We start from the raw sequence: 21006 nt of genomic DNA on the forward strand, positions 1-21006 counted from the left end.
ACATGGTGAGCGCCGCTGTAACCACTTCACCCACGCAAATGAATTTTTGCGTGGGTTTTTTGTGGCAAAGTACGAAAGGAAGCGGCTAATCGGGCAACCGCGACCACCATCCTCACATTGAAGCGTGCTATAAAGGCCAAGCCACAGACCGCACATGTCAACCGGGATACGGAATTGAAAAACACCAGAGACAATGAACTCGTCGATCGGCGCAGTGCCGCAGCCAATGCAAAAGCTGCTCTACTTGAAGCCTATCGTGCCGCAAAGACTGCCGCAGAACCGACCCAGCAAGCCCGTCAGGCAGAGCGCCAGGCTATCGCCGCGGCCAGGGAAGAACGGCGCGCCAATCGGGAGCGGGTAAAGATCGAGGAGCGGGAGCGTCTACAGGCCGAGGCGGCAGAGCGCGAGGCCGCGATCGCGGCCGCCGCGAGAGCCGACATCGAAGCACGCGAGGCGGCCGAGAAAGACCGAATTGCCCGTGTGATAGAGGACGAGGCCGCTCGCAAGGCCGAACGCGATCGGCGTTACGCCAATCGCAAAGCGAGACAAAAATAGCCGTCTCTCGGTTCCCCGTTAGCACAAGGCCAAATGGCTGTGCCCCGACTTGCTCGGGGCATTTTCGTTTGCGACTGATCTGACCGTGCGATCCGGCTTGGGATTTTTTGGCACGCTCTGTATTGTCCTGCCCGAGAGGCAGGCGCGGTGAGGGACGAGATGCATAGCGGTGGTTGCCTGTGCGGCTGGATCAGATTCGAGGCGATAGGCCCGGCCGAAAGGCCGCACACCTGCTCTTGCAAGATGTGCCAACGACACACCGGTGCGCTGACAGCCGCGTGGGTCGAGTTTCCGCGTGACCGCGTGCGGTGGACCGGACCTGGGGGAGAGCCGTCAACCTTCAGATCATCAGCCTATTCCAGCCGTGCCTTCTGCGGAAAATGCGGAAGCTCGATCGGTGCAGTCGACGAGGACCCGACGATCGCACTCCTTGTTGGCGGCTTTGATGAAGCAGATGGCGATGGGCTGATGCCGGCGTATCACTCCTTCGAAGACGGGCGACCACTATGGTGGTGCGTCGGCGTGAAGGACGGAGCGGCCTAAGCGGTTTCAGCCCGTTCAGAAATGAAGTCTGCAAACCACGATACGAAATCTCCTGACCGCTTACGGGCGGAGGTGCGAAAGGCGGACGAGCGGCGCTCATCCGCCTGACTGGCATCAGGCGAGCTTAGCGCAGGCCTCGGCGATGCGCTTCAGCGCTTCCGTCAGCTCCGCCTCCGACGTTGCGTAGGAGATGCGGAAGTAGGGCGACAGACCGAAGGCGGAGCCCGGGACGACGGCGACGTGGGCGACTTCCAAGAGATAGTCGGTGAAGTCGGCGTCGGTCTCGATCAGCTTGCCTGCGGGCGTCTTCTTGCCGAGCACACCGCTGCAACCGGAGAAGGTGTAGAAGGCGCCTTCAGGGGTACGGCAGTCGAGGCCGGGGATGGCGTTCAGGGCCGAAACGACGAGGTCGCGGCGGTGCTTGAAGCTCGCCTGACGATCCTTCAGGAAGCCCTGCGGGCCGTTGAGCGCTTCCACGGAAGCCGCCTGGCTGACGGAGGAGGGGCAGGACGTCGCCTGACTCTGGATCACCGCCATCGCCTTGATCAGTGCCTTCGGGCCACCGGCATAGCCTATGCGCCAGCCGGTCATTGCATAGGCCTTGGAGACGCCGTTGATCGTCAGCGCCCGTTCCTTCAGCTTAGGCTCAATTGCAACCGGCGTGACGAACTTGAAGCCGTCATAGACGATGTGCTCGTACATGTCGTCGACCATCAGCCAGACATGCGGATGTTTCAGCAGCACGTCGAGCAGTGGGCGATAGTCCGCCTCGCTATAGGCGGCACCGGAGGGGTTCGACGGCGAGTTTAGGAGCACCCAGCGGGTCTTCGGGGTGATCGCCCTTTCGAGTTGATCAGCCTTCAGGCGGAAGCCGGCCTCGGCATCGCAGGGGATCAGCACCGGCACGCCGCCGCAGATCTCGACGATGTCGGAATAGGAGGTCCAGTAGGGCGTGGGGATGATCACCTCGTCGCCGGGGTTCACGCTCGCCATGAAGGCGTTGAACAGTATCTGCTTGGCGCCGGTGGCGACGGTGACCTCGTCGAGGGCGTAGTCGATGCCGTTCTCGCGGCGGAATTTTTCCGCGATCGCCTTCTTCAGCTCGGGCGTGCCGTCAAGTGCGGTGTACTTCGTCTCACCGCGGTCGATCGCGGCCTTGGCCGCCTGCTTGACGTTGTCGGGGGTGTCGAAATCAGGCTCGCCGGCACCGAGGATGATGACCGGCAGGCCCTCACGCTTCATCGCCGCGGCACGCGCGCCGATCTGCAGGATCTTGGAAACGCCGATCGAGGCGATCCGCGAGGCGGGCTTGAAGCCCGCCTCCTCAATCTTGGTCGCAATCGTCATCGGCGATTACTCGATATCGAACGAGACGCCCTGTGCCAGCGGCAGGGCCTTCGAGTAGTTCACCGTGTTCGTGGCGCGGCGCATGTAAGCCTTCCAGGCGTCCGAGCCGGACTCACGGCCACCGCCGGTTTCCTTCTCACCGCCGAACGCGCCGCCGATTTCCGCGCCCGAGGTGCCGATGTTGACGTTGGCGATGCCGCAGTCCGAACCGTCAGCGGAAAGGAAGCGCTCGGCTTCCTGCACATTCAGCGTGAAGATCGAGGACGACAGGCCAGCTGCAACTGCGTTGTGCTCCTCAAGCGCCTTGTCGAAGTCGGAGTACTTCATGACGTAGAGGATCGGTGCGAAGGTTTCTTCGAGAACCGGGCCGCACTGCTTCGGCATTTCGACGATCGCCGGCTTGACGTAGTAGGCGGTGTCCTTGCCGGCTTCCGTCACGCGGTTGCCGCCGACGACCTTGCCGCCTTCGGCCTTGGCCGCTTCCAGCGCCTTCTGCATGTTGTCAAAGGCCTGCCTGTCGACCAGGGGGCCGACGAGAGCAGACGTTTCCAGCGGGTTTCCGACGGAGACGCTCTCATAGGCCTTCTTCAGGCGCGGTACGAGCTGGTCGTAGACGCTGTCGTGCACGAACAGGCGGCGAAGCGTGGTGCAGCGCTGGCCGGCAGTGCCCATGGCACCGAAGGCGATGGCACGCAGGGCCATGTCGAGGTCGGCCGACGGGCAGACAATGCCGGCATTGTTGCCGCCGAGCTCGAGGATCGAGCGGGCAAAGCGCTTTGCCAGACGCGGGCCGACTTCCTTGCCCATGCGGGTGGAGCCGGTGGCCGAAACGAGCGCGACCTTCGGGTTGTCGACGAGGACTTCACCGATGGCGCGGTCGCCGATCAGGACCTGGCTGAGGTTCTTCGGCGCGTCGCCGAAGCGGGCGATGGCGCGCTCGAGGATCGCCTGAGAGGCAAGAGCGGTGAGCGGGGTCTTTTCCGACGGCTTCCAGACGACCGAGTTGCCGCAGACAAGCGCGAGTGCCGTGTTCCACGCCCAGACGGCGACGGGGAAGTTGAAGGCGGAGATGACGCCGACGACGCCCAGCGGATGCCAGGTTTCCATCATGCGGTGGCCGGGGCGCTCGGTGGCGATCGTCAGGCCGTAGAGCTGGCGGGAAAGGCCGACTGCGAAGTCGCAGATGTCGATCATTTCCTGCACCTCGCCAAGGCCTTCGGAGGTGATCTTGCCGGCCTCGATCGAGACGAGACGGCCGAGGTCAGCCTTGGCGGCGCGCAGTTCCTCGCCGAACAGACGCACGAGTTCGCCGCGCTTCGGTGCGGGAACGAGGCGCCAGTCCGTGAATGCTTCATGTGCGGCGTCGATGACCTTGTTGGTATCGGCGGCCGAGACGGTCTTCAGCTTGGCGATCTCTTCGCCGCTGACCGGGCTGTAGGAGGCCATGTCGCCACCCTGCCAGGCGGAGGCCGAGACACCGAGCTTGTCGAGAAGCTTTGCGGTTTCCTGTTTCACATCGACGTTGGTCATGGTCCTGTTCTCCATTCTAACTTTGAAGTTCGCGGGCGGCGAAAGCCGCCGATCTCGTCAAAAGGTTACGCTGCCGAGCGGGCCCGGCGAGGTGATCTCCTTCAGCCCCGCAGCGAGCCTGCGGATCGCCTCGGGCGTGTAGCGGTCGTAGAAGACCTGGTTCTTGCGGCCTATCGCATGCTCGGCACTGTAGCTTCCGTCAAACGTTTCGACAGCAACGGAAAAGACCCATTCGCGCAAACGCGCCTCGAACGCGCCATCCGCGACACGCGGATCATCGGTGGGAACGACCAGATTGAAGTGTACGCCCCCGTCGCCGATATGGCCGAAGTCGCAGATCGTCACACCTTCAAAGTGCTTTGGCATCTCGACCTTCATATGGTCGAGGAAGCGCATGATGTCACCACGGCGGAAGGAAAGATCAAACGCGATCAATCGCCCGCTATGCTTCACGCCTTCCGACAGCGCATGCCGCAGCGCCCACATCTCGTGCGGCGGTCCGACGAAAGCGTCGGCGAGCGGAGCGCTCTCGCTTTCCCATATCGCGGCCAGCACCTCTTCGAGCACAGCATCGAGCGGCTGCTCGCCATCACGCGGCGGGGAAGTGCGGGAGATTTCGGCGAGGATGACGAAGTCCGGCACGATGCCGCGTTCGAACGGATTGCGCAGAGAGGGTACATGCGCGAGCGCGGCCGACACGGCATTGCCCGACATGCCCTCGAAGGCGGAAAGGTAGCTGCCAAGCGCCTCTTCCATCGCCACCAGCAGGTCCGGCACGCGGTCCGGCGACGAGGGGACGAGGAAGGCGGTTGCCGTCTGGCGTGGCAGAGGTTCGAGATTGAGCACGCATTCGGTGACGATGCCGAAGGCGCCCGAGGTGCCGATGAAAACCTGCTTCCAGTCGACGCCGGTGTTGTTCTTGCGCAGACCGGAGCCGAGGTCGAGCACCGTGCCCCGCGCATCGGCGAGCACCACCTTCAGGCCCAGCGTGTTGCGGCGTACGTCGCCGTAGCGCAGGAAGCGCGAGCCGCCGGTGTTCGTCGCGATCATGCCGCCGAGACGCGGATCGGCGCCGAGATCGATCGGGAAGAACAGGCCAGCCTCGTCCAGCCACTGGTTGACCTCGGAGAGCCGAAGTCCGGCGCCAGCCGTCAGCGTCCGGTTGACCCGGTCAAGCTCGAAGAGCGCCGTCAGGCGATCGAGGCTGAGCACGCCCTGATCGCCGCTTGCGTCCGGGGTCGCGCCGGAAACGAGCCCGGTATTGCCGGACTGTGGTACGAGCGCAATGCCGTTTCTGACGCAATAGGCGACGACGGCAGAGACTTCTTCCGTGGATACCGGACGCGCGACGAAAGCGGCGCGCCCCTGGTCGTAGCGCGCGCCGGTCTCATAAGCCGCCATGTCGTTGCGCTCGGTGAGAAGACCTTTCTCCCCGAGCAGCGAACGCAGCGCTTCGATATGCGTGTTGTCGATCATCAGCCGCCCGTCACTCCGCAGCAACGGCCATGTTGGTCGTGCCGAGGCACTTTTCAATAGACGTCCGTTCGATGCCCGCATAGTGGGCAAACTCATCGAGCACCTTGGCGCCGAGATCGCGCTCGAACATGACCTGGTTCGGGCTCGCGACAAATTCCTGCGTCGCATCGTCGCCGAGGTTCGACTGGAAGATGCCGGCGGCGGAAACGGGGAGGAAGTCCTCGTAGACGATCGGGTCGAACTGCATATGGCCGTCGGTGATCAGTGTCTCGATGTCCGTAGCGGTAGCGGTTGCCGTGCGGCCCTTCTCGGTCAGCGAAAAGGCAAAGTAGCCGAGGCCCTGCTTGCGGATTTCATTCCAGTCGTCCGGGAACGCCTTGAATACCTTCTCAAGCGCTGCTTCGTATTCTGCCGCGTTCGAACCATCCGCTGCCGGACGAACGACCGCACGGGTGTCGTTCAGGAGCTTGTCATAGAGCGCGCGGCCCTTCGGCGTCAGCGCGATGCCGCGCTGCTCGATCTCACCGAAGCGGGCGGTGTGCGAACCGGCCTTCCAGTCGCCGCTGTCGCCGATGAAGGAGACAGCCTCCTCCAGCGCCTTGAACGAGGTCTGGCGCAGGAGAATTGGGCATTCGCGGGTCGGCGGTCCTTCGACGACGGCCTTGGGTGCGATCCCTTCCTCCGGCATCAATGCCTGCACCTTGTCGATGTCGAGGGTGCGCGGGGTGAGGTGGTTGATGTGCGGCCCCTTGAAGGAGACGACGTCGGCGATCAGGCGGTGCGCGTCGTGCAGGCGCTTGTACATGCCGGCACTGACGATGGCGTGATCGTGCCAGCGGAAGGTTTCGAGCACTTCGCGAACGAATTCGGCGGCGTCATCTGCTTCCAGTCCGCCATCCTTTTCGGCCTTCTCGACCAGCTCGATGGCGCGAACGGTGAAGATCTGTCGTGAGGCGAGGACGGCCGCAGCTTCATTGCGCAAGGTCTCGTCAGCGATCAGGTCGAGGCGCAGCAGCGAGGTGAAGATGCGGAACGGGTTGCGCTTTAGTGCCGCATCGCCGACCGGCCGGAAGGCGGTCGAATGCACAGGAACGCCGGCGGTCGACAGATCATAGTAGCCGACCGGATACATGCCCATGACTGCGAAGGCGCGGCGCATCATCGACAGTTCTTCGGGCGAGCCGAGGCGGATCGCACCGTGACGCTCCTCGGAGATGCGATCAAGCGAATCTGTCGCAGCGAGACGCGCCTGCAAATGCGGGTCGGCGGCGAGCGTATCGTCGTTCACGCGGGCGACCAGCGACATCAGCGTACCGTAGGCCGGTACTTCGTCGCGATACATCGCGGACATGGCGGCAGAGAAATCCGAACGGATTGCGTCGGCGGAAACATACGATTTTGCGTTCATGGCGGTCAGACTCGTCTCATTTTGCGCAATTCCGGAGGGAAAACCGCTTCACACTTTTCCTGGAATTGCTCTACAAGGGTTAGGAGGACCCGTTCATTCTTAAAATGGATCATAGCGGACCGAACCTGCGAGCGATCGCGCATGTTTTGACTAGGTTGATGCGAGAGTCGAATGAAGTTGAGCCGCAGGCTGATACCGGATGTGACGACGCTGCAGGCCTTCGAGTGCGCCGCGCGCCACGGCAGCTTCACCCAGGCTGCCAACGAGCTGAACCTCACCCAGAGCGCCGTCAGCCGCCAGATCAAAGATCTGGAGGAACAACTCGGCGTGCTGCTGTTCGAGCGCGTGCGCCAGCGCGTCGTGCTGTCGGAGGACGGGCGCCGTTTCCTGCCGGAAGTCCGAAAGCTACTGCACCAGACGGAAGAGACGATGCTGCGCGCCATGTCGGCGGCACGCTCCGACCACAGCCTGACGATCGCCACGCTGCCGACCTTCGGTAGCCGCTGGCTGACGCCGCGCATTGCCGCTTTCCTGGAGCAGTATCCCGGGACGATCATCAACGTTGCCTCGCGCTCAGCACCCTTCGACTTCGATGAGGAGAGCTTCGATCTCGCCATCCACTACGGCCAGCCCGTCTGGGCGCGGGCCAATTGCTCCTATCTTTGCAGCGAGGTGATCCTGCCGGCAGCGAACCCCGAGCTGATGCGCAAATGGCAATTGGAGGATCCGAAGGACCTGGAGACGGCGCCGCTCCTGCATCTCGCGACCCGGCCAAAACTCTGGGCGCAGTGGTTCGAGCTGAACGGCGGGGCGACCGAGACCGCCTATCGCGGACATCGCTTCGATCAATTCTCGATGGTGATCGAGGCGGCGGTCGCGGGCCTCGGCTTCGCGCTCCTGCCGCGCTACCTGATCGAACAGGAATTGGCGAGCGGCCGTCTCTCCGTTGTGTTCGACCGGCCGATGCAGACAGACAACAGCTACTATCTCGTCGTGCCGGAAGGAAAACTCGAGAATTCACTGAGCCAGGCTTTCCGCAGCTGGATCGCGACGCAGGTCCCTTGAAAGGCAGGTGAAGGGCAGGCGGAAGCCGCTCATTCGCAGAGAGAATGATCCGGTGTCGAATCAGCACTTTCCTCCTTGTCCGCGATGGGGGAATGTGGCGGCATCGGAAATCCCTCCCACTTTCCATTGAAGAAGACGCCAATGCAGAATGATCCCCGTTCCCACGGACTGTGGGAAATGACCGCCCCATCCGCTCCCGTGACGCAGACCCTTTCCGGCACCGCTGAAGCGGACGTGGTGATCGTCGGCGGCGGCTTCACCGGACTGTCCGCGGCGCTGCATCTCGCGGAACGGGGAACGAAGGTGGTACTGCTCGAAGGCAAGGAAATCGGCTTCGGCGGCTCGGGTCGCAACGTCGGTCTCGTCAATGCCGGCATGTGGACGATGCCGGACGAACTGCCGGGCGTCCTCGGCCAGCTCTACGGCGACCGGCTGCTCGAACTTCTCGGCAATGCGCCGCGGCTTGTATTCGAACTCGTGCAGAAGCACGCGATCGAATGCGAGATCAATCCTGTCGGTACGCTGCATTGCGCGATCGGCAAATCTGGGCTCGAGGAGCTTCAGCAGCGCGCCGAACAATGGGGACGGCGCGGCGCACCGGTGACGTTGCTCGATGCCGCCGAGACGGCGCGGCGCGTCGGCACGAATGCCTATGCCGGTTCGCTCCTCGACATGCGCGCCGGGACGATCCAGCCGCTCGCCTATGTGCGCGGGCTGGCGAAGGCGGCGATTGCGGCCGGCGCGAAGGTTTACACGGCGAGCCCGGTGACCGGTGCCGAACGCTCCGGCAAGCGCTGGACGGTGAAAACCGATAAGGGCGCCGTGACCGCCGATTGGGTCATCGTTGCCACGAATGCCTACACGGTCGCACCGTGGGCGGAAGTCCGCGCCGAGCTCGTCCACCTTCCCTATTTCAACTTCGCCACCAAACCACTCTCTCCGGAACTGCAGAAGAAGATCGTGCCGGGGCGCGAAGGTGTGTGGGACACGGCGGAAATCCTGTCCTCCTATCGTTACGATCAGCGCGGCCGGCTCGTCTTCGGCAGTGTGGGCGCATTGCGCGGAACCGGCGCTGCGATCCACAAGGCCTGGGCACGGCGCGCTCTGAAGAAGCTGTTCCCGGAAATCGGCGACATTGGCTTCGAGGCCGAGTGGTACGGCAAGATCGGTATGACCACCGACAACCTGCCGCGCTTCCACAGACTGGCGGACAACGTGATCGGCTTTTCCGGCTACAACGGTCGCGGTATCGCGCCGGGCACGGTGTTCGGCAAGGTTCTGGCGCGGCACATCGCTGGCGAGATCTCAGAGAAGGACCTGCCGTTGCCGGTGACCGATCCGGTGGCGCAGTCGTTCCGACCGGTTCGCGAGGGCTACTACGAGGTCGGCGCCCAGCTTGCGCATCTGGTTCAGGCGCGGATCTGACGGACAATTCGTCGCTTAAATTGTAAGACCCCGCGCAGCCTGCAAAGCGCGGGCTCTTGTTGAAAAAGCCCTGCTCCGCCTTTCATCTTTGCGAGCAGCGTAAATTGGCCCATCATGCCGGACTTGATCCGGCATCCAGCGCGCTCAAGTCCTTGAGCGCAAAAGACTCTTTCGCGCCGCAGACGCGGCGCGGGGCTGGACCCCGGATCAAGTCCGGGGTGACGGTAGGAGGGGATGCTCCGCCAGGGGGAACCAGTCTTTCGATCGCCTGAGCCCGCGCACCATGCAATGCGCCGGTCTTTCGCCCTCTCAGCGCGTCCGCAGGCGTGGCAGGAAAACGGTGAGGATGCCGAGCAGCGGCAGGTAGGAGCAGACGCGGTAGACGAAGTCGATGCCGTGGGTATCGGCAAAGACACCGAGTGCTGCTGCGCCGAGGCCACCGGCGCCGAAGGCGAAGCCGAAGAAGACACCGGCGATCATCCCGACGCGCCCCGGTACCAGCTCCTGGGCGAAGACGACGATGGCCGAGAAGGCAGAGGAAAAGATCAGCCCGATCATCACGCTCAACACGCCCGTCCAGAACAGGTTGGCGTATGGCAAAAGCAGCGCGAAGGGGATGACGCCGAGGATCGAAAACCAGATGACGAAGCGCGAGCCGAAGCGGTCGCCGATCGGGCCGCCGAGGAAGACGCCGGCTGCGGATGCACCGAGGAATAAAAACAGCATCAGCTGGGCTTCCTGCACCGACAGGCCGAAGCGGCTGATCGTATAGAAGGTGAAGTAGCTGCCGATCGACGATAGGTAGACGTTCTTCGTCGCCGTCAGCAGGACCAGGACGGCAAACGCCCATGCGACGCGGCCGCGCGGCAATGGCAGATCCCGGCTGATGGCGGGGCGGCTGGCCATGCGCAGCCGCTCGGCGGCATACCAGCGACCGACCCAGGTCAGGATGACCATGCCAAGCAGGGCCGCAGCCGAGAACCAGGCGACGCTGGTCTGGCCGAAGGGCAGCACGATGAAGGCGGCCAGCAACGGTCCGATCGCTGTGCCCGCATTGCCGCCGACCTGAAACAGCGATTGAGCCAGACCGTGGCGGCCACCGGAGGCGGCCCGCGCGATGCGGGAGGATTCCGGATGGAACACTGCCGAGCCGAAGCCGATCAGGCAGGCACCGAGGACAAGAACCGGGAACGAATGCGCATAGGCTAGGAAGAACAGGCCGAAGAAGGTGCTGGTCATGCCGAGCGGCAGCGAGAATGGCATCGGCCACCGGTCCGTCACTATGCCGACCACCGGCTGGAGCAGCGACGCGGTCACCTGGAAGGCCATGGTCAAGAGGCCGATCTGGACGAAGTCGAGCGCGTAGTTGTCTTTCAATAGCGGATAGAGCGACGTCAGCAACGACTGCATGATGTCGTTCAGCATGTGGCAGACGCTGACCGCGACGATGATGGAGAAACTGGTGCGCGCGGCATGTGCCGGCGCGACGGAGACTGCCGTCGACATGCTGGACCCTCAATTGACCTGCGCAGAATTGATGTCTGCCAAGCTCCCATAGCGCAGATTGTCTTCTGCCTGCTTTTGTGCTGAGGTCCAGTTCTTTCGCAAGTGGGCCAAAATGGACAAGCTGACCCCCATATTGCTGTCGAACCTCAACGACGCGCATGTTCGCAATCTCTCCTGGATGGAGCAGTCGAACGCGGACGTGCTCGTGCACAGCAACGAGATCCCGCACGGCTATGTCGTGCCACTGCACAGCCACCGCCGCACGCAGGTGCTTTGCGTCTTCGCCGGCGTCGTTCTGGTCGCCACCGCACGCGGGCGGTGGATGATCCCGCCCGGCCACGCGCTGGTGATCCCGCGCGGACTGGAGCATTCGGTGGAGATGTACAGCGATGTCAGCATGCGCTCGATCTACATCCTTGCGCCCAGCGGCTGCGCGGCGTCGGAGGTGCCCGTAGTGCTGGAGGTCACCGATCTCGCGCATCATCTCCTGGCGGAGGCGATCCGGCTGCAGGGGATAGACGGCGATCCGCATCGCGCCGAACTGGTGATGGCGCTGCTCGTTGACGAAATCGGCCGGCTCGAGCAGCAGCCGCTGGGCCTACCGTTTCCGGCCAGCGGGCGGCTGGCCAGCCTCTGCCGGGGATTTCTCGACCGGCCCGTGCCCAGCGCCAAGATCGATGACTGGGCGCGGCAGCTGAACATGAGCCGCCGCTCGTTCACGCGGTTCTTTCGCGAGGAGACCGGGGTCAGTTTTTCCACCTGGCGGCAACTGGCCTGCATCTTTGCCTGCCTGCCGCGGCTGGCGAATGGCGAGGCGGTGACGACGGTGGCACTGGAGGTGGGATACGAGAGCGTTCCGGCCTTCACCACCATGTTCAAGCGCATGCTCGGCTCCTCGCCGCGGCACTATTTCAAGGCGCGCCAGACAGCCACCTGAGGCGGCCGCCTGAGGCCACGTCTCAAAAAGACATGCCGACGCCGCTAATCAGGCACTGTTCTTGGGCGCACTTTGGGAATAGGAAGGACGGGCGGGACCCCTATCGGGACGCAACCGGGAGCGCTGGCCGCACGGGGGAGTGGACGTGTCGAGAACCATTTTGATCATCGGGATCGGCGCAGGCAATCCCGAGCACATGACAGTTCAGGCGATCAACGCCCTGAACCGGGCCGACGTGCTGCTCATTCCGATCAAGGGCGAGGAGAAATCCTTTCTCGCCGACATGCGCCGCGACATCTGCGAGCGCTACCTCACCAATCCGGACACGCGGATCCATGACTATGCCGTGCCGACGCGCCGCGCCGACGGCAGCTATGACGACGGCGTACACGACTGGCACCATGCCATCGCAAAAATCTATGAAGACCTGATCCTCGAAGTCTCCGCTGAAAGGGATACGATCGGCCTGCTCGTCTGGGGCGATCCGATGCTCTACGACAGCACGCTGCGCATCGTCGAGCATGTGCGCGCCAACGGCCGCATCGCCTTCGAGCTTGAGGTCATTCCCGGTATCACCAGCATCCAGGCGCTCTGCGCCAGCCAGAAAATCACCTTGAACAGGATAGGCTTGCCGGTGGAAATCACCACCGGCCGGCGTCTCTCGCAAGGCTGGCCGGAGGGAACGGACGACGTGGTCGTCATGCTCGACGGCGTCGAGGCCTTTCGGTCGGTAACCGATCGTGACGCCCAGATCTATTGGGGCGCCTATCTCGGCACGGAGCTGGAAATCACGCTTTCCGGTCGCCTCGGGGATATTTCGGAAACGATCGCCGAAACACGAAGCCGCGCGCGGGAAGCAAATGGCTGGATCATGGATACCTACCTGATTCGCCGCTCACGCGGGCCGGAGACGGAGGGCGAGACCTAATGGCGACCGTTTATGCTGCGTCCGGTATCGGCCGCGGAGCTCCCACCCCGGCGGCTGCCTCCCTCCGGCGTGGGGCCTGCCCCTCGATCGCCGCCCCCATGCGCACCGGCGACGGATTGCTGGTACGCCTGCGCCCGACGCGCATAGGCCTGTCTCCTTCGGACTATATGGCTATCGCCCGGCTGGCAGCAGAGCACGGAAACGGCCTGATCGAAGTGACGGCGCGGGGAAACCTGCAGATCCGTGGCCTGCGCGAGGAGACGGTGTCGAAGCTCGCTGCAGGACTTGCCGAGGCAGGGATCGATTTGCTGCGGGGCGTCGCGGTGGAGACGCCGCCGTTGTCCGGTATCGATCCGAATGAGATCGTAGACGCCGAGCCGTTCGCTGCTGCCATTCGTGCGGCCATCGCCGGGCACCTGCCGCCGCTTCTTCTCGCCCCAAAACTATCGATCGTCGTAAATGGTGGTGGAAGGCTCGACCTTTCGGACATAGTCGCCGATATCCGCCTCGATGCGGGCCGCGCAACGGATGGATTGTTCTGGCGTGTCTCGGTTGGCGGCGACGCACGCTCGGCGCGCGAAGTGGCGGTCCTCGCGAATGGCGATGCCATTGGCGCCGTCTTGACCGTGATAGAAGCCCTGCATGACCTTGGTTCCAGTGCCCGTGGTCGCGATCTCGATGCGAACATTCTGCGGCAGCAACTCCGGTTGCCGACATGTTCAGGCACGATCTTGGACATATCGACCCCGCCCCCTCCATTGTCGCCCATCGGGCGCCACGCGCTCGGTGAGGGCGTCGCCCTCGGTATCGGTCTTGCCTACGGTCAGACGAGTGCGGTGCATCTCGGAACTCTGATGCAGGGCCTGGAAGCACTGGGTGCTAGGGAAGTGCGGCTCTCACCACATAGGTCGCTGCTCGTGCTCGGACTTGCGGTGGGGATGATGGAGCCGGCTGTGGCGCTCGCCGGGCGCGAGGGTTTCTGGACGCGTGCCGACGAGCCCGGAAACGCGATTGCCGTCTGTGCGGGTGCGAGCGGCTGCGCAGCGGGACATTTCGATACCAAGGCAGCGGCCGACCTGCTGGTGGCGCAAGCGCCCGATCTGCTGGACGGATCGCTGACGGTCCACATTTCCGGCTGCGCCAAGGGATGTGCGCATCCGCAAGCCGCCGCATTGACGCTGGTTGGCCAGGCGGGCGGCGTCGCGCTGACGATCGATGCCCGGGCCGGCGATGAAACGGTGGCAACGGTGACGGACAATGCTCTCGGCGCGGCCTTTTCGCGTGTCGCCGCAATTATTCAACAGGAAAGACAACACGGAGAGGCGGCGCGGCAAACGTTCGAGCGGATCGGTGCATCCGCGGTCGCCAAGGCATACCAGCAGGGATCGCAATGACAGACTACGACTACATAAAGGATGGCAATGCCATCTACGAAAAATCCTTTGCCATCATCCGCGCGGAGGCCGATCTGAGCCAGTTTTCCGAGGACGAGGCGGATGTTGCCGTGCGGATGATCCACGCCTGCGGTCTGGTGGAGGCGGCGGACAAGATCGTCTTTTCGCCCGATTTCGTCGCCGCTGGCCGTGTGGCGCTTAGGGCCGGTGCGCCGATCTTCTGCGACGCCGAGATGGTGGCGCGCGGGGTGACGGCGGCCCGGCTGCCCGCTTCCAACGAGGTGATTTGCACGCTGCGCGATCCGCGTACGCCTGAACTTGCGACCGAGATCGGCAATTCGCGCTCGGCGGCGGCGATCCGGCTCTGGCTCGAGCGGATGGCCGGTTCGATCGTCGCGATCGGCAACGCCCCGACGGCGCTGTTCTATCTGCTCGAACTTCTGCGCGACGGCGCGCCGAAGCCGGCGGCGATCCTCGGCATGCCGGTTGGTTTTGTCGGGGCGGCGGAATCGAAGGAGGCGCTGGCGGAAAATTCCTATAGCGTGCCCTTCGCCATCGTTCGCGGCCGCCTGGGCGGCAGCGCCATGACGGCTGCGGCCCTGAATTCGCTGGCGAGGGCGGGCCTGTGAGCGCGGCGCAGATGGGACGTCTTTACGGCGTGGGAACCGGCCCGGGCGATCCGGAACTGCTGACGCTCAAAGCGGTGCGCGCGCTTGGTGAAGCTGATGTGCTCGCCTTCTTCGCCAAGGCCGGCCGCTCCGGCAACGGTCGGAAGATCGTCGAGGGGCTTTTGAAGCCGGACATGGTTGAATTGCCGCTCTACTATCCGGTGACGACGGAGATCGACAAGGAACACGACGACTACAAGCGCCAGATCACCGCCTTCTACGACGCCTCGGCCGCTGCGGTTGCGGCGCATCTGGCCGCCGGTCGCACGGTTGCTATCCTCTCCGAAGGCGATCCGATGTTCTACGGCTCCTACATGCACCTGCATGTACGGCTTGCGGACCGGTTCCCGACCGAAGTGATCCCCGGCATCACCGCCATGTCCGGCTGCTGGTCGCTTTCCGGCCTGCCGATCGTGCAGGGCGACGACGTGCTTTCCGTGCTGCCGGGCACGATGGTAGAAGAGGAACTGTCGCGCCGGCTGGGGGACACCCAGGCGGCGGTCATCATGAAGGTCGGTCGCAACCTGCCGAAGATCCGCCGGGCCCTGTCGTCCGCCGGGCGGCTTGCCGAGGCGATCTATGTCGAGCGCGGCACGATGGCCGAAAGCAAATCGATCCGTCTCTCCGAAAAGCTCGATGATACGGCACCCTATTTCTCGCTCGTGCTCGTTCCCGGCTGGAGCGGCAGGCCATGAGCGGTACGCTTTACGTAATCGGGACAGGGCCGGGCAATCCGGACCAGATGACGCCGGAAGCGCTGAAGGCCGTGGAAGCCTCGACCGAGTTCTTCGGCTATTTTCCTTACATCGACCGCCTGTCGCTGAGGCCGGACCAGATCAAGGTCGCCTCCGACAATCGCGAAGAGCTGAACCGGGCGCAGGCAGCGCTTTCGCGCGCCGCAGCAGGCATCAACGTCTGCGTCGTCTCTGGTGGTGATCCGGGTGTCTTCGCCATGGCCGCGGCGGTCTGCGAGGCGATCGATGCGGGGCCGGCGGAATGGCGAAACATCGATCTTGTGGTCGTCCCAGGTGTCACAGCCATGCTTGCGGTCGCAGCCCGCATTGGTGCGCCGCTCGGTCATGATTTCTGCGCGATTTCGCTGTCCGACAATCTAAAACCCTGGGCGGTGATCGAGAGGCGGCTGCGGCTGGTGGCCGAGGCGGGGCTGGTGATCGCTCTCTACAATCCGATCAGCAAGGCGCGGCCGTGGCAGCTCGGCAAGGCGTTCGAGATCCTGCGCGACGTGCTGCCGGCGGAAACGCCTGTCATCTTCGGCCGGGCCGCCGGAAGGCCGGACGAGCGCATGCTGGTCATGCCGCTCGGCGGGGCAGACGCGGAACGCGCCGACATGGCGACCTGCGTCATCATCGGTTCGCCGCAGACGCGCGTCATTGCGCGCGAGGGCAAGGCTGATCTCGTCTATACGCCACGCTTCCTGCCGCCGGAGGCGACATGATCGATCAGCCGCAGCGCCTCCTCGACCGTCTCTGCCGTGCTGACGCGGCCATTTCGCGCGCGATCGACCATGAGCACGGGGAGGCCGAGGGCGCGGGCCGCGGCGATCTTGGCGTAGGTGGCTTCGCCGCCGCTGTTCTTGGAAACAACCACATCGATTTGGTGTCCGCGCAGCACCGCGATTTCGCCTTCGACGGAAAAGGGACCGCGGGCGAGGAGATACTCGACCGAGGGCGCGGTCAGGGGCGGGTCGACCGGGTCGACGCTGCGGACGAGGTAGTGGTGCTGCGGAGCGGCGTTGAAGTGATGGGCCTCCTGCCGGCCGATGGCGAGAAAGACGCGACGTGGCTCCGCGCCAAGCGCTGCGACGGCGTCGTTGACTGTGGCGACGGGCGTCCAGCGGTCGCCTTCGACGGGTTGCCATCCGGTCCGTTCGAGCCGGATCAGCGGTGTTGCGGAATGCTCCGCCGCGCGTTCGGCATTGGCGGAAATCTGCCGGGCGAACGGATGCGTCGCATCGATCAGCAGGTCTACTCGATTGGTTGCAAGATAGTCGGCCAGCCCTTCCGCGCCGCCGAAGCCGCCGGTACGGATTGGGACCGGCTGGGGTGCGGGATCGATCGTCCGGCCGGCGAGCGACAGGGTCACGTCGAGATCGTCACGCGCGCCAAGCCGGTGCGCCAGTTCGCGCGCTTCCGTCGTGCCGCCCAGAATGAGGATGCGTCTCTTGTCCACGCCTGATTCGTCCCTTGATTCCACTGCATCTCCGCCCTGGCTTACTATCGTCGGGATCGGCGAGGATGGTTTAGCCGGTCTCGGCGAGGCGGCCAAGGCGGCAATCGCCAAGGCAGAGATCGTCTTCGGCGGCCTGCGGCATCTGGAACTCGCCGCTCCAGCCATCCGCGGCGAAAGACATGCCTGGCTCAGCCCCTTCGAACGATCGGTGGAAGCCGTCCTTGCGGCGCGGGGCCAGCCGGTGGTGGTGCTCGCCTCGGGCGATCCTTTTTTCTACGGCGTTGGCGTGGCGCTCTCGCGGAAAATTCAGCGAACGGAAATGACGGTGTTCCCCGCGCCCTCCTCCTTCAGCCTTGCCGCCTCGAGGATGGGATGGGCGCTGCAGGAGACGGCCTGCGTCTCGCTGCACGGCCGCCCGATCGACCTGATCCGGCCGCATCTGCATCCCGGCAGTCGCATCCTCGCCTTGACCTCCGACAGCGACGGTCCGGGCGCGCTTGCGGCATTGCTGGCACAAGCCGGATTCGGTGCGTCGACCCTGACGGTTCTGGAAGCGCTCGGCGGGGCCCGCGAAAGAGTGAGCACGCACCGGGCGGATCGATTCGCGCTCGAAAGTGTCGACATGCTCAATGTCTGTGCGGTCGAGGTCGTCGCCGGCGATTCGACGCGGGTCTTGCCGTTTGCCTCGGGGCTGGATGACGCGTTGTTCGAGCACGACGGCCAGATCACCAAGCGCGAGGTGCGGGCGCTGACGCTTTCCGCGCTCGCGCCACGGCGTGGCGAACTGCTCTGGGATATCGGCGCTGGCTCCGGCTCGATCGGCATCGAATGGATGCTGGCCGATCCGTCGCTGCGGGCGATCGCGATCGAGGCAGTGCCGGAGCGGGCCGCGCGCATCCGTCGCAACACGGCCCTCTTCGGCGTGCCGACTTTGGCGGTGGTCGGGGGCAATGCGCCGGGCGCGCTGGCGGGACTCGCTGCGCCCGATGCCATCTTCATCGGCGGCGGCGGCAGCGAGGATGGCGTGTTCGACGCTGCAATCGCCGCTCTGAAGCCCGGTGGCCGCCTCGTTGCCAATGCGGTGACGACAGAGATGGAGGCGGTGCTGATTGCGGCGCATGCGGGTCTCGGCGGCTCGCTGATCAGAATAGACATCGCCCGTGCTGCACCGGTCGGCCGGATGACGGGCTGGCGTCCGGCCATGCCGGTGACCCAATGGAGCTGGATAAAGCCGGCTAAGGAACTAGAGGAACTAGCATGACCGTCCATTTTATCGGCGCCGGGCCTGGTGCGGCCGACCTGATCACCGTACGCGGGCGCGACCTGATCGGCCGCTGCCCCGTCTGCCTCTATGCCGGCTCGATCGTCTCGCCGGAGCTGCTGCAATACTGCCCGCCTGGTGCACGCATCATCGATACCGCGCCGATGTCGCTCGACGAGATCGAGGCGGAATATGTGCGGGCGGCGGAGGCGGGCGAGGACGTGGCGCGGCTGCATTCCGGTGACCTGTCGGTGTGGAGCGCGGTCGCCGAGCAGATCCGCCGGCTGGAGAAGCACGACATTGCGTATACGCTGACGCCCGGCGTTCCGTCTTTTGCCGCGGCTGCCGCAGCCCTCAAGCGTGAGCTGACGATCCCGGCCGTGGCGCAGAGCCTCGTGCTGACCCGGGTTTCTGGCCGTGCCTCGCCGATGCCGAATCGGGAAACGCTGCAGGGCTTCGGAGCCACGGGCGCGACGCTTGCGATCCATCTGGCGATCCACGCACTGGATCAAGTGGTGGCCGAACTGACGCCGCTCTATGGCGCCGACTGCCCCGTGGCGATCGTCGTCAAGGCGTCCTGGCCGGACGAGCGGGTCGTGCGCGGTACCCTCTCGGACATTGCTGCCAAGATCGCCGAGGAGCCGATCGAGCGCACGGCGCTGATCTTCGTCGGACAGACGCTTGCGGCGGAGGATTTTCGCGAAAGCTCGCTCTACGATCCCGCCTACCAGCGGCGTTTTCGCGGACGGGGCGAATGAGACGCTGACGCAGCTCAGCGCGCCTGCACCTTCGCCATTTCCTCGAAGGCGAGAGACGCCTTGGAACGATGGCGCTCGCGATGGCGCAGCAGCAGGAATTCGCGCTCCGGCAGGGTGAAATCGAGCTTCACCAGCCGGCCGGCGTCGATGTCCGGCTGCACGATCAATTCGGACAATGCGCCGAGAAACGGCCCGGTTCGCACCGCGGCGCGCACCGCCTCATTAGACGGTAGCGCCAGTTCCACCGTGAGCTCGCCCGGTTTGGCGTCGAGCGCGGAGGTGAGGACGGAGCGGGTGCCTGATCCCGCCTCACGCAGGACCCATCGCGCCGCCAGCAGATCATCCCGTTCGATGTCGTGCCGCTGTGCCAGCGGATGGTCGGGCCGTGCAACGATGACGAGGCGATCGCGGGCAACCACCTGTTGGGACAGCAGGACGCTATCAATCGCACCTTCCACGAGGCCGATTTCCGCCGCTCCATCGATTACGGCCGCGGCGACGAGCTCGGTGTTGGCGGCCGTCACGCGCAGTTCCAGGCCCGGGTGCTTCGAATGCAACTGCATCAGCACCGGCGGCAGCCAGTAGCTGGCGATGGTCTGGCTGGCATGCAGGCTCAGTGAGCCTCGCCTGAGATCACCGACCTCGGCAAGGAACAGTTCCGCCTCCTTCGCCCGCGTCACGGTTGCCTTTGCTTCGGTCAGGAAAGCCCGGCCCGTTTCCGTCAGCTCGATCCGACGCCCGGTTCGATGGAACAGGGCCACCGAGTACCGGTCCTCGAGCGTTCGGACGGCGGAGCTGACGGCGGAAGGGGTGAGGTGCAGAGCGAGCGCCGCCTGGGTGAGATGCTCGCGTTCGGCGACGGCGATGAAGATTCGAAGCTGTTCCAGGGTCATGGCGATCATTCAATGAAATCGAATGAAACGTACCTTATTTGTCGATGGATTGCACAATAAATTTCTATCATTAAAGGTGCATGAGCAAAGTCATTCCATTCCGCACCCATGCCCCCGGTATCCTTTTATCGCTGGCCGTTGCCGGCCTCGCGCTCCTTGGCGACTTCGCCGAGCGGTTCCTCGTCGGTGAAGCCTGGCTCGAGGCGCTGGTGCTGGCGATTCTTCTCGGCGCGGCTATCCGACTGCTTCTTCCGCGCCCTGCTTCCTTCGACCCCGGTATCGAATTCAGCGCCAAATATTTCCTTGAGATCGCCATCGTCCTGCTTGGTGCAGGTGTCAGTGCGGCCGCGCTGGCATCAATCGGACCGGCCATGCTCGGCGCAATCGCGTTCGTCGTCTTCTGCGTCCTTGCTGCAAGCTACGGCATCGGGCGCCTGCTCGGTCTGCCGAAGCGGATGGCCGTGCTGGTCGCCTGCGGCAACTCGATCTGCGGCAATTCGGCGATCGCCGCGGCTGCGCCGGTCATCCATGCCCAGTCCGACGATGTGGCGTCGTCGGTCGCGTTCACGGCGGTTCTCGGCGTGCTTACGGTTCTGCTCCTGCCGCTGCTCGTGCCGGTCCTCGACCTTTCGAGCACCAACTACGGCATTCTGGCAGGCATGACTGTCTATGCCGTGCCGCAGGTCTTTGCCGCCACGGTGCCGGTGTCGGCCGTAAGCGCGCAGGTGGGCATGCTGGTCAAGCTTGTGCGGGTGTTGATGCTTGGCCCCGTCGTAGTGACGCTTTCGCTGATCGCTGCCAGCCGAGCAGGAGCGGCCGGTTGCCGCCCGCCGCTTTACAGGCTCGTGCCGTGGTTCATCGTCGGCTTCTTGCTGATGCTTGCCGCACGGTCTGCGGGCCTGATCGGCGAACCGGTGGCGATGGCCATGAATGTGGCGTCGGGCGGGCTGACGGTGGTCGCCATGGCTGCCCTTGGGCTTGGTGTGGATATCCGCAAGGTCATGCAGGCGGGCATGCGGGTCAGCGCCACCGTCATCCTGTCGCTAATAGTGCTGCTTGCCGCAAGCTACGCGATGATCCTGCTGCTGCAGGTCACCGCGCCTTGACGGGAAGTACATGACG

20 protein-coding genes are annotated in these 21006 nt (G+C 64.4%); 13 read left to right on the top strand and 7 right to left on the bottom strand.

Translation table 11 applies throughout. From position 1 onward, the window contains the following. The first annotated feature begins 174 nt into the window (after positions 1-174). Together IB238_RS18635 and IB238_RS18640 are read left to right on the top strand one after the other, a co-directional pair. Positions 175-555 (top strand): DUF6481 family protein, encoded by a 381-nt coding sequence (locus tag IB238_RS18635; protein ID WP_192250365.1) that lies wholly within the window; start codon positions 175-177, stop codon positions 553-555. Between the two features lie 159 nt (positions 556-714). After that, positions 715-1098, top strand: coding sequence for a GFA family protein (locus IB238_RS18640; RefSeq protein ID WP_210333648.1), 384 nt, complete (start codon positions 715-717; stop codon positions 1096-1098). 114 nt (positions 1099-1212) lie between these two features. Here IB238_RS18640 and IB238_RS18645 read toward each other — a convergent pair whose 3' ends face one another. The 4 genes from IB238_RS18645 to IB238_RS18660 are packed head-to-tail and all read right to left on the bottom strand — an operon-like array spanning position 1213 to position 6859. After that, complete coding sequence (locus IB238_RS18645) at positions 1213-2445, bottom strand: pyridoxal phosphate-dependent aminotransferase (protein ID WP_192250372.1); 1233 nt, start codon at positions 2443-2445, stop codon at positions 1213-1215. A 6-nt stretch (positions 2446-2451) separates the two neighbouring features. Next, positions 2452-3975, bottom strand: coding sequence for an aldehyde dehydrogenase family protein (locus IB238_RS18650; protein ID WP_192250375.1), 1524 nt, complete (start codon positions 3973-3975; stop codon positions 2452-2454). A gap of 57 nt (positions 3976-4032) precedes the next feature. After that, positions 4033-5451 carry an FAD-binding oxidoreductase gene (locus tag IB238_RS18655; RefSeq protein WP_192250378.1) on the bottom strand — a complete coding sequence of 473 codons (1419 nt, stop codon included), beginning with the start codon at positions 5449-5451 and terminating at the stop codon, positions 4033-4035. 10 nt (positions 5452-5461) lie between these two features. Further along, entirely contained in the window at positions 5462-6859 is a 1398-nt protein-coding gene (locus tag IB238_RS18660) for a VOC family protein (protein WP_192250381.1), read from the bottom strand. 171 nt (positions 6860-7030) lie between these two features. On the opposite strand from IB238_RS18660, the gene IB238_RS18665 reads away from it, so the two are divergent. Both IB238_RS18665 and IB238_RS18670 read left to right on the top strand, forming a co-directional pair. Further along, a complete protein-coding gene (locus IB238_RS18665; protein WP_192250384.1) occupies positions 7031-7924 on the top strand; it encodes a LysR family transcriptional regulator in 894 nt (297 codons plus the stop codon). A 141-nt stretch (positions 7925-8065) separates the two neighbouring features. Further along, the gene (locus tag IB238_RS18670; RefSeq protein ID WP_192250387.1) at positions 8066-9349 is read left to right on the top strand and encodes an FAD-binding oxidoreductase; all 1284 of its coding nucleotides are present in this window, start codon (positions 8066-8068) and stop codon (positions 9347-9349) included. 309 nt (positions 9350-9658) lie between these two features. Here the strand turns inward: IB238_RS18670 and IB238_RS18675 are convergent, their stop codons facing one another. Further along, positions 9659-10855: an MFS transporter gene (locus tag IB238_RS18675; protein WP_192250390.1), complete on the bottom strand. Its 1197-nt coding sequence runs from the start codon at positions 10853-10855 to the stop codon at positions 9659-9661. A gap of 112 nt (positions 10856-10967) precedes the next feature. Here IB238_RS18675 and IB238_RS18680 point away from each other — a divergent pair, with 112 nt between their 5' ends. The 6 genes from IB238_RS18680 to IB238_RS18705 all read left to right on the top strand — a co-directional run bounded on the left by IB238_RS18680 (position 10968) and on the right by IB238_RS18705 (position 16238). Further along, positions 10968-11792 (top strand): helix-turn-helix transcriptional regulator, encoded by an 825-nt coding sequence (locus tag IB238_RS18680; protein ID WP_192250393.1) that lies wholly within the window; start codon positions 10968-10970, stop codon positions 11790-11792. 145 nt (positions 11793-11937) lie between these two features. Continuing rightward, positions 11938-12720, top strand: coding sequence for a precorrin-6A synthase (deacetylating) (gene cobF, locus IB238_RS18685; protein ID WP_348648269.1), 783 nt, complete (start codon positions 11938-11940; stop codon positions 12718-12720). Further along, the gene (gene cobG / locus IB238_RS18690; protein ID WP_192250396.1) at positions 12720-14114 is read left to right on the top strand and encodes a precorrin-3B synthase; all 1395 of its coding nucleotides are present in this window, start codon (positions 12720-12722) and stop codon (positions 14112-14114) included. Before cobF ends, cobG begins: the two co-directional genes overlap by 1 nt. After that, positions 14111-14743 (top strand): precorrin-8X methylmutase, encoded by a 633-nt coding sequence (locus tag IB238_RS18695; protein ID WP_192250400.1) that lies wholly within the window; start codon positions 14111-14113, stop codon positions 14741-14743. Before cobG ends, IB238_RS18695 begins: the two co-directional genes overlap by 4 nt. Beyond that, the gene (locus IB238_RS18700; RefSeq protein WP_192250403.1) at positions 14740-15477 is read left to right on the top strand and encodes a precorrin-2 C(20)-methyltransferase; all 738 of its coding nucleotides are present in this window, start codon (positions 14740-14742) and stop codon (positions 15475-15477) included. Before IB238_RS18695 ends, IB238_RS18700 begins: the two co-directional genes overlap by 4 nt. Beyond that, complete coding sequence (locus IB238_RS18705) at positions 15474-16238, top strand: precorrin-3B C(17)-methyltransferase (RefSeq protein WP_192250406.1); 765 nt, start codon at positions 15474-15476, stop codon at positions 16236-16238. Before IB238_RS18700 ends, IB238_RS18705 begins: the two co-directional genes overlap by 4 nt. Here IB238_RS18705 and IB238_RS18710 read toward each other — a convergent pair. Next, entirely contained in the window at positions 16202-16972 is a 771-nt protein-coding gene (locus IB238_RS18710; RefSeq protein ID WP_192250412.1) for a cobalt-precorrin-6A reductase, read from the bottom strand. The two genes, IB238_RS18705 and IB238_RS18710, sit on opposite strands and share 37 nt — an antisense overlap. On the opposite strand from IB238_RS18710, the gene cbiE reads away from it, so the two are divergent. Both cbiE and cobM read left to right on the top strand, forming a co-directional pair. After that, positions 16956-18233: a precorrin-6y C5,15-methyltransferase (decarboxylating) subunit CbiE gene (gene cbiE / locus IB238_RS18715; protein ID WP_192250415.1), complete on the top strand. Its 1278-nt coding sequence runs from the start codon at positions 16956-16958 to the stop codon at positions 18231-18233. The two genes, IB238_RS18710 and cbiE, sit on opposite strands and share 17 nt — an antisense overlap. After that, the gene (gene cobM / locus IB238_RS18720; RefSeq protein ID WP_192250418.1) at positions 18230-18991 is read left to right on the top strand and encodes a precorrin-4 C(11)-methyltransferase; all 762 of its coding nucleotides are present in this window, start codon (positions 18230-18232) and stop codon (positions 18989-18991) included. The genes cbiE and cobM overlap by 4 nt, the downstream gene beginning before the upstream one ends. 14 nt (positions 18992-19005) lie before the next feature. Here cobM and IB238_RS18725 read toward each other — a convergent pair whose 3' ends face one another. Next, positions 19006-19893, bottom strand: coding sequence for a LysR substrate-binding domain-containing protein (locus IB238_RS18725; protein ID WP_348648270.1), 888 nt, complete (start codon positions 19891-19893; stop codon positions 19006-19008). A gap of 71 nt (positions 19894-19964) precedes the next feature. On the opposite strand from IB238_RS18725, the gene IB238_RS18730 reads away from it, so the two are divergent. Beyond that, the gene (locus tag IB238_RS18730; protein ID WP_192250421.1) at positions 19965-20990 is read left to right on the top strand and encodes a putative sulfate exporter family transporter; all 1026 of its coding nucleotides are present in this window, start codon (positions 19965-19967) and stop codon (positions 20988-20990) included. Positions 20991-21006: the final 16 nt, after the last annotated feature.

Source organism: Rhizobium sp. ARZ01, from assembly GCF_014851675.1.
Classification (GTDB): Bacteria; Pseudomonadota; Alphaproteobacteria; order Rhizobiales; family Rhizobiaceae; genus Mycoplana.

What these genes read in the sequence shown, in the direction of transcription:
- IB238_RS18725 (WP_348648270.1), bottom strand. Translation starts at nt 19,893, where the DNA reads ATGATCGCCATGACCCTGGAACAGCTTCGAATCTTCATCGCCGTCGCC.
- cobM (WP_192250418.1), top strand. Translation starts at nt 18,230, where the DNA reads ATGACCGTCCATTTTATCGGCGCCGGGCCTGGTGCGGCCGACCTGATC.
- cobG (WP_192250396.1), top strand. Translation starts at nt 12,720, where the DNA reads ATGGCGACCGTTTATGCTGCGTCCGGTATCGGCCGCGGAGCTCCCACC.
- IB238_RS18695 (WP_192250400.1), top strand. Translation starts at nt 14,111, where the DNA reads ATGACAGACTACGACTACATAAAGGATGGCAATGCCATCTACGAAAAA.
- IB238_RS18640 (WP_210333648.1), top strand. Translation starts at nt 715, where the DNA reads ATGCATAGCGGTGGTTGCCTGTGCGGCTGGATCAGATTCGAGGCGATA.
- IB238_RS18660 (WP_192250381.1), bottom strand. Translation starts at nt 6,859, where the DNA reads ATGAACGCAAAATCGTATGTTTCCGCCGACGCAATCCGTTCGGATTTC.
- IB238_RS18665 (WP_192250384.1), top strand. Translation starts at nt 7,031, where the DNA reads ATGAAGTTGAGCCGCAGGCTGATACCGGATGTGACGACGCTGCAGGCC.
- IB238_RS18650 (WP_192250375.1), bottom strand. Translation starts at nt 3,975, where the DNA reads ATGACCAACGTCGATGTGAAACAGGAAACCGCAAAGCTTCTCGACAAG.
- IB238_RS18730 (WP_192250421.1), top strand. Translation starts at nt 19,965, where the DNA reads ATGAGCAAAGTCATTCCATTCCGCACCCATGCCCCCGGTATCCTTTTA.
- IB238_RS18705 (WP_192250406.1), top strand. Translation starts at nt 15,474, where the DNA reads ATGAGCGGTACGCTTTACGTAATCGGGACAGGGCCGGGCAATCCGGAC.
- IB238_RS18645 (WP_192250372.1), bottom strand. Translation starts at nt 2,445, where the DNA reads ATGACGATTGCGACCAAGATTGAGGAGGCGGGCTTCAAGCCCGCCTCG.
- IB238_RS18680 (WP_192250393.1), top strand. Translation starts at nt 10,968, where the DNA reads ATGGACAAGCTGACCCCCATATTGCTGTCGAACCTCAACGACGCGCAT.
- IB238_RS18670 (WP_192250387.1), top strand. Translation starts at nt 8,066, where the DNA reads ATGCAGAATGATCCCCGTTCCCACGGACTGTGGGAAATGACCGCCCCA.
- cbiE (WP_192250415.1), top strand. Translation starts at nt 16,956, where the DNA reads ATGCGTCTCTTGTCCACGCCTGATTCGTCCCTTGATTCCACTGCATCT.
- IB238_RS18675 (WP_192250390.1), bottom strand. Translation starts at nt 10,855, where the DNA reads ATGTCGACGGCAGTCTCCGTCGCGCCGGCACATGCCGCGCGCACCAGT.
- IB238_RS18655 (WP_192250378.1), bottom strand. Translation starts at nt 5,451, where the DNA reads ATGATCGACAACACGCATATCGAAGCGCTGCGTTCGCTGCTCGGGGAG.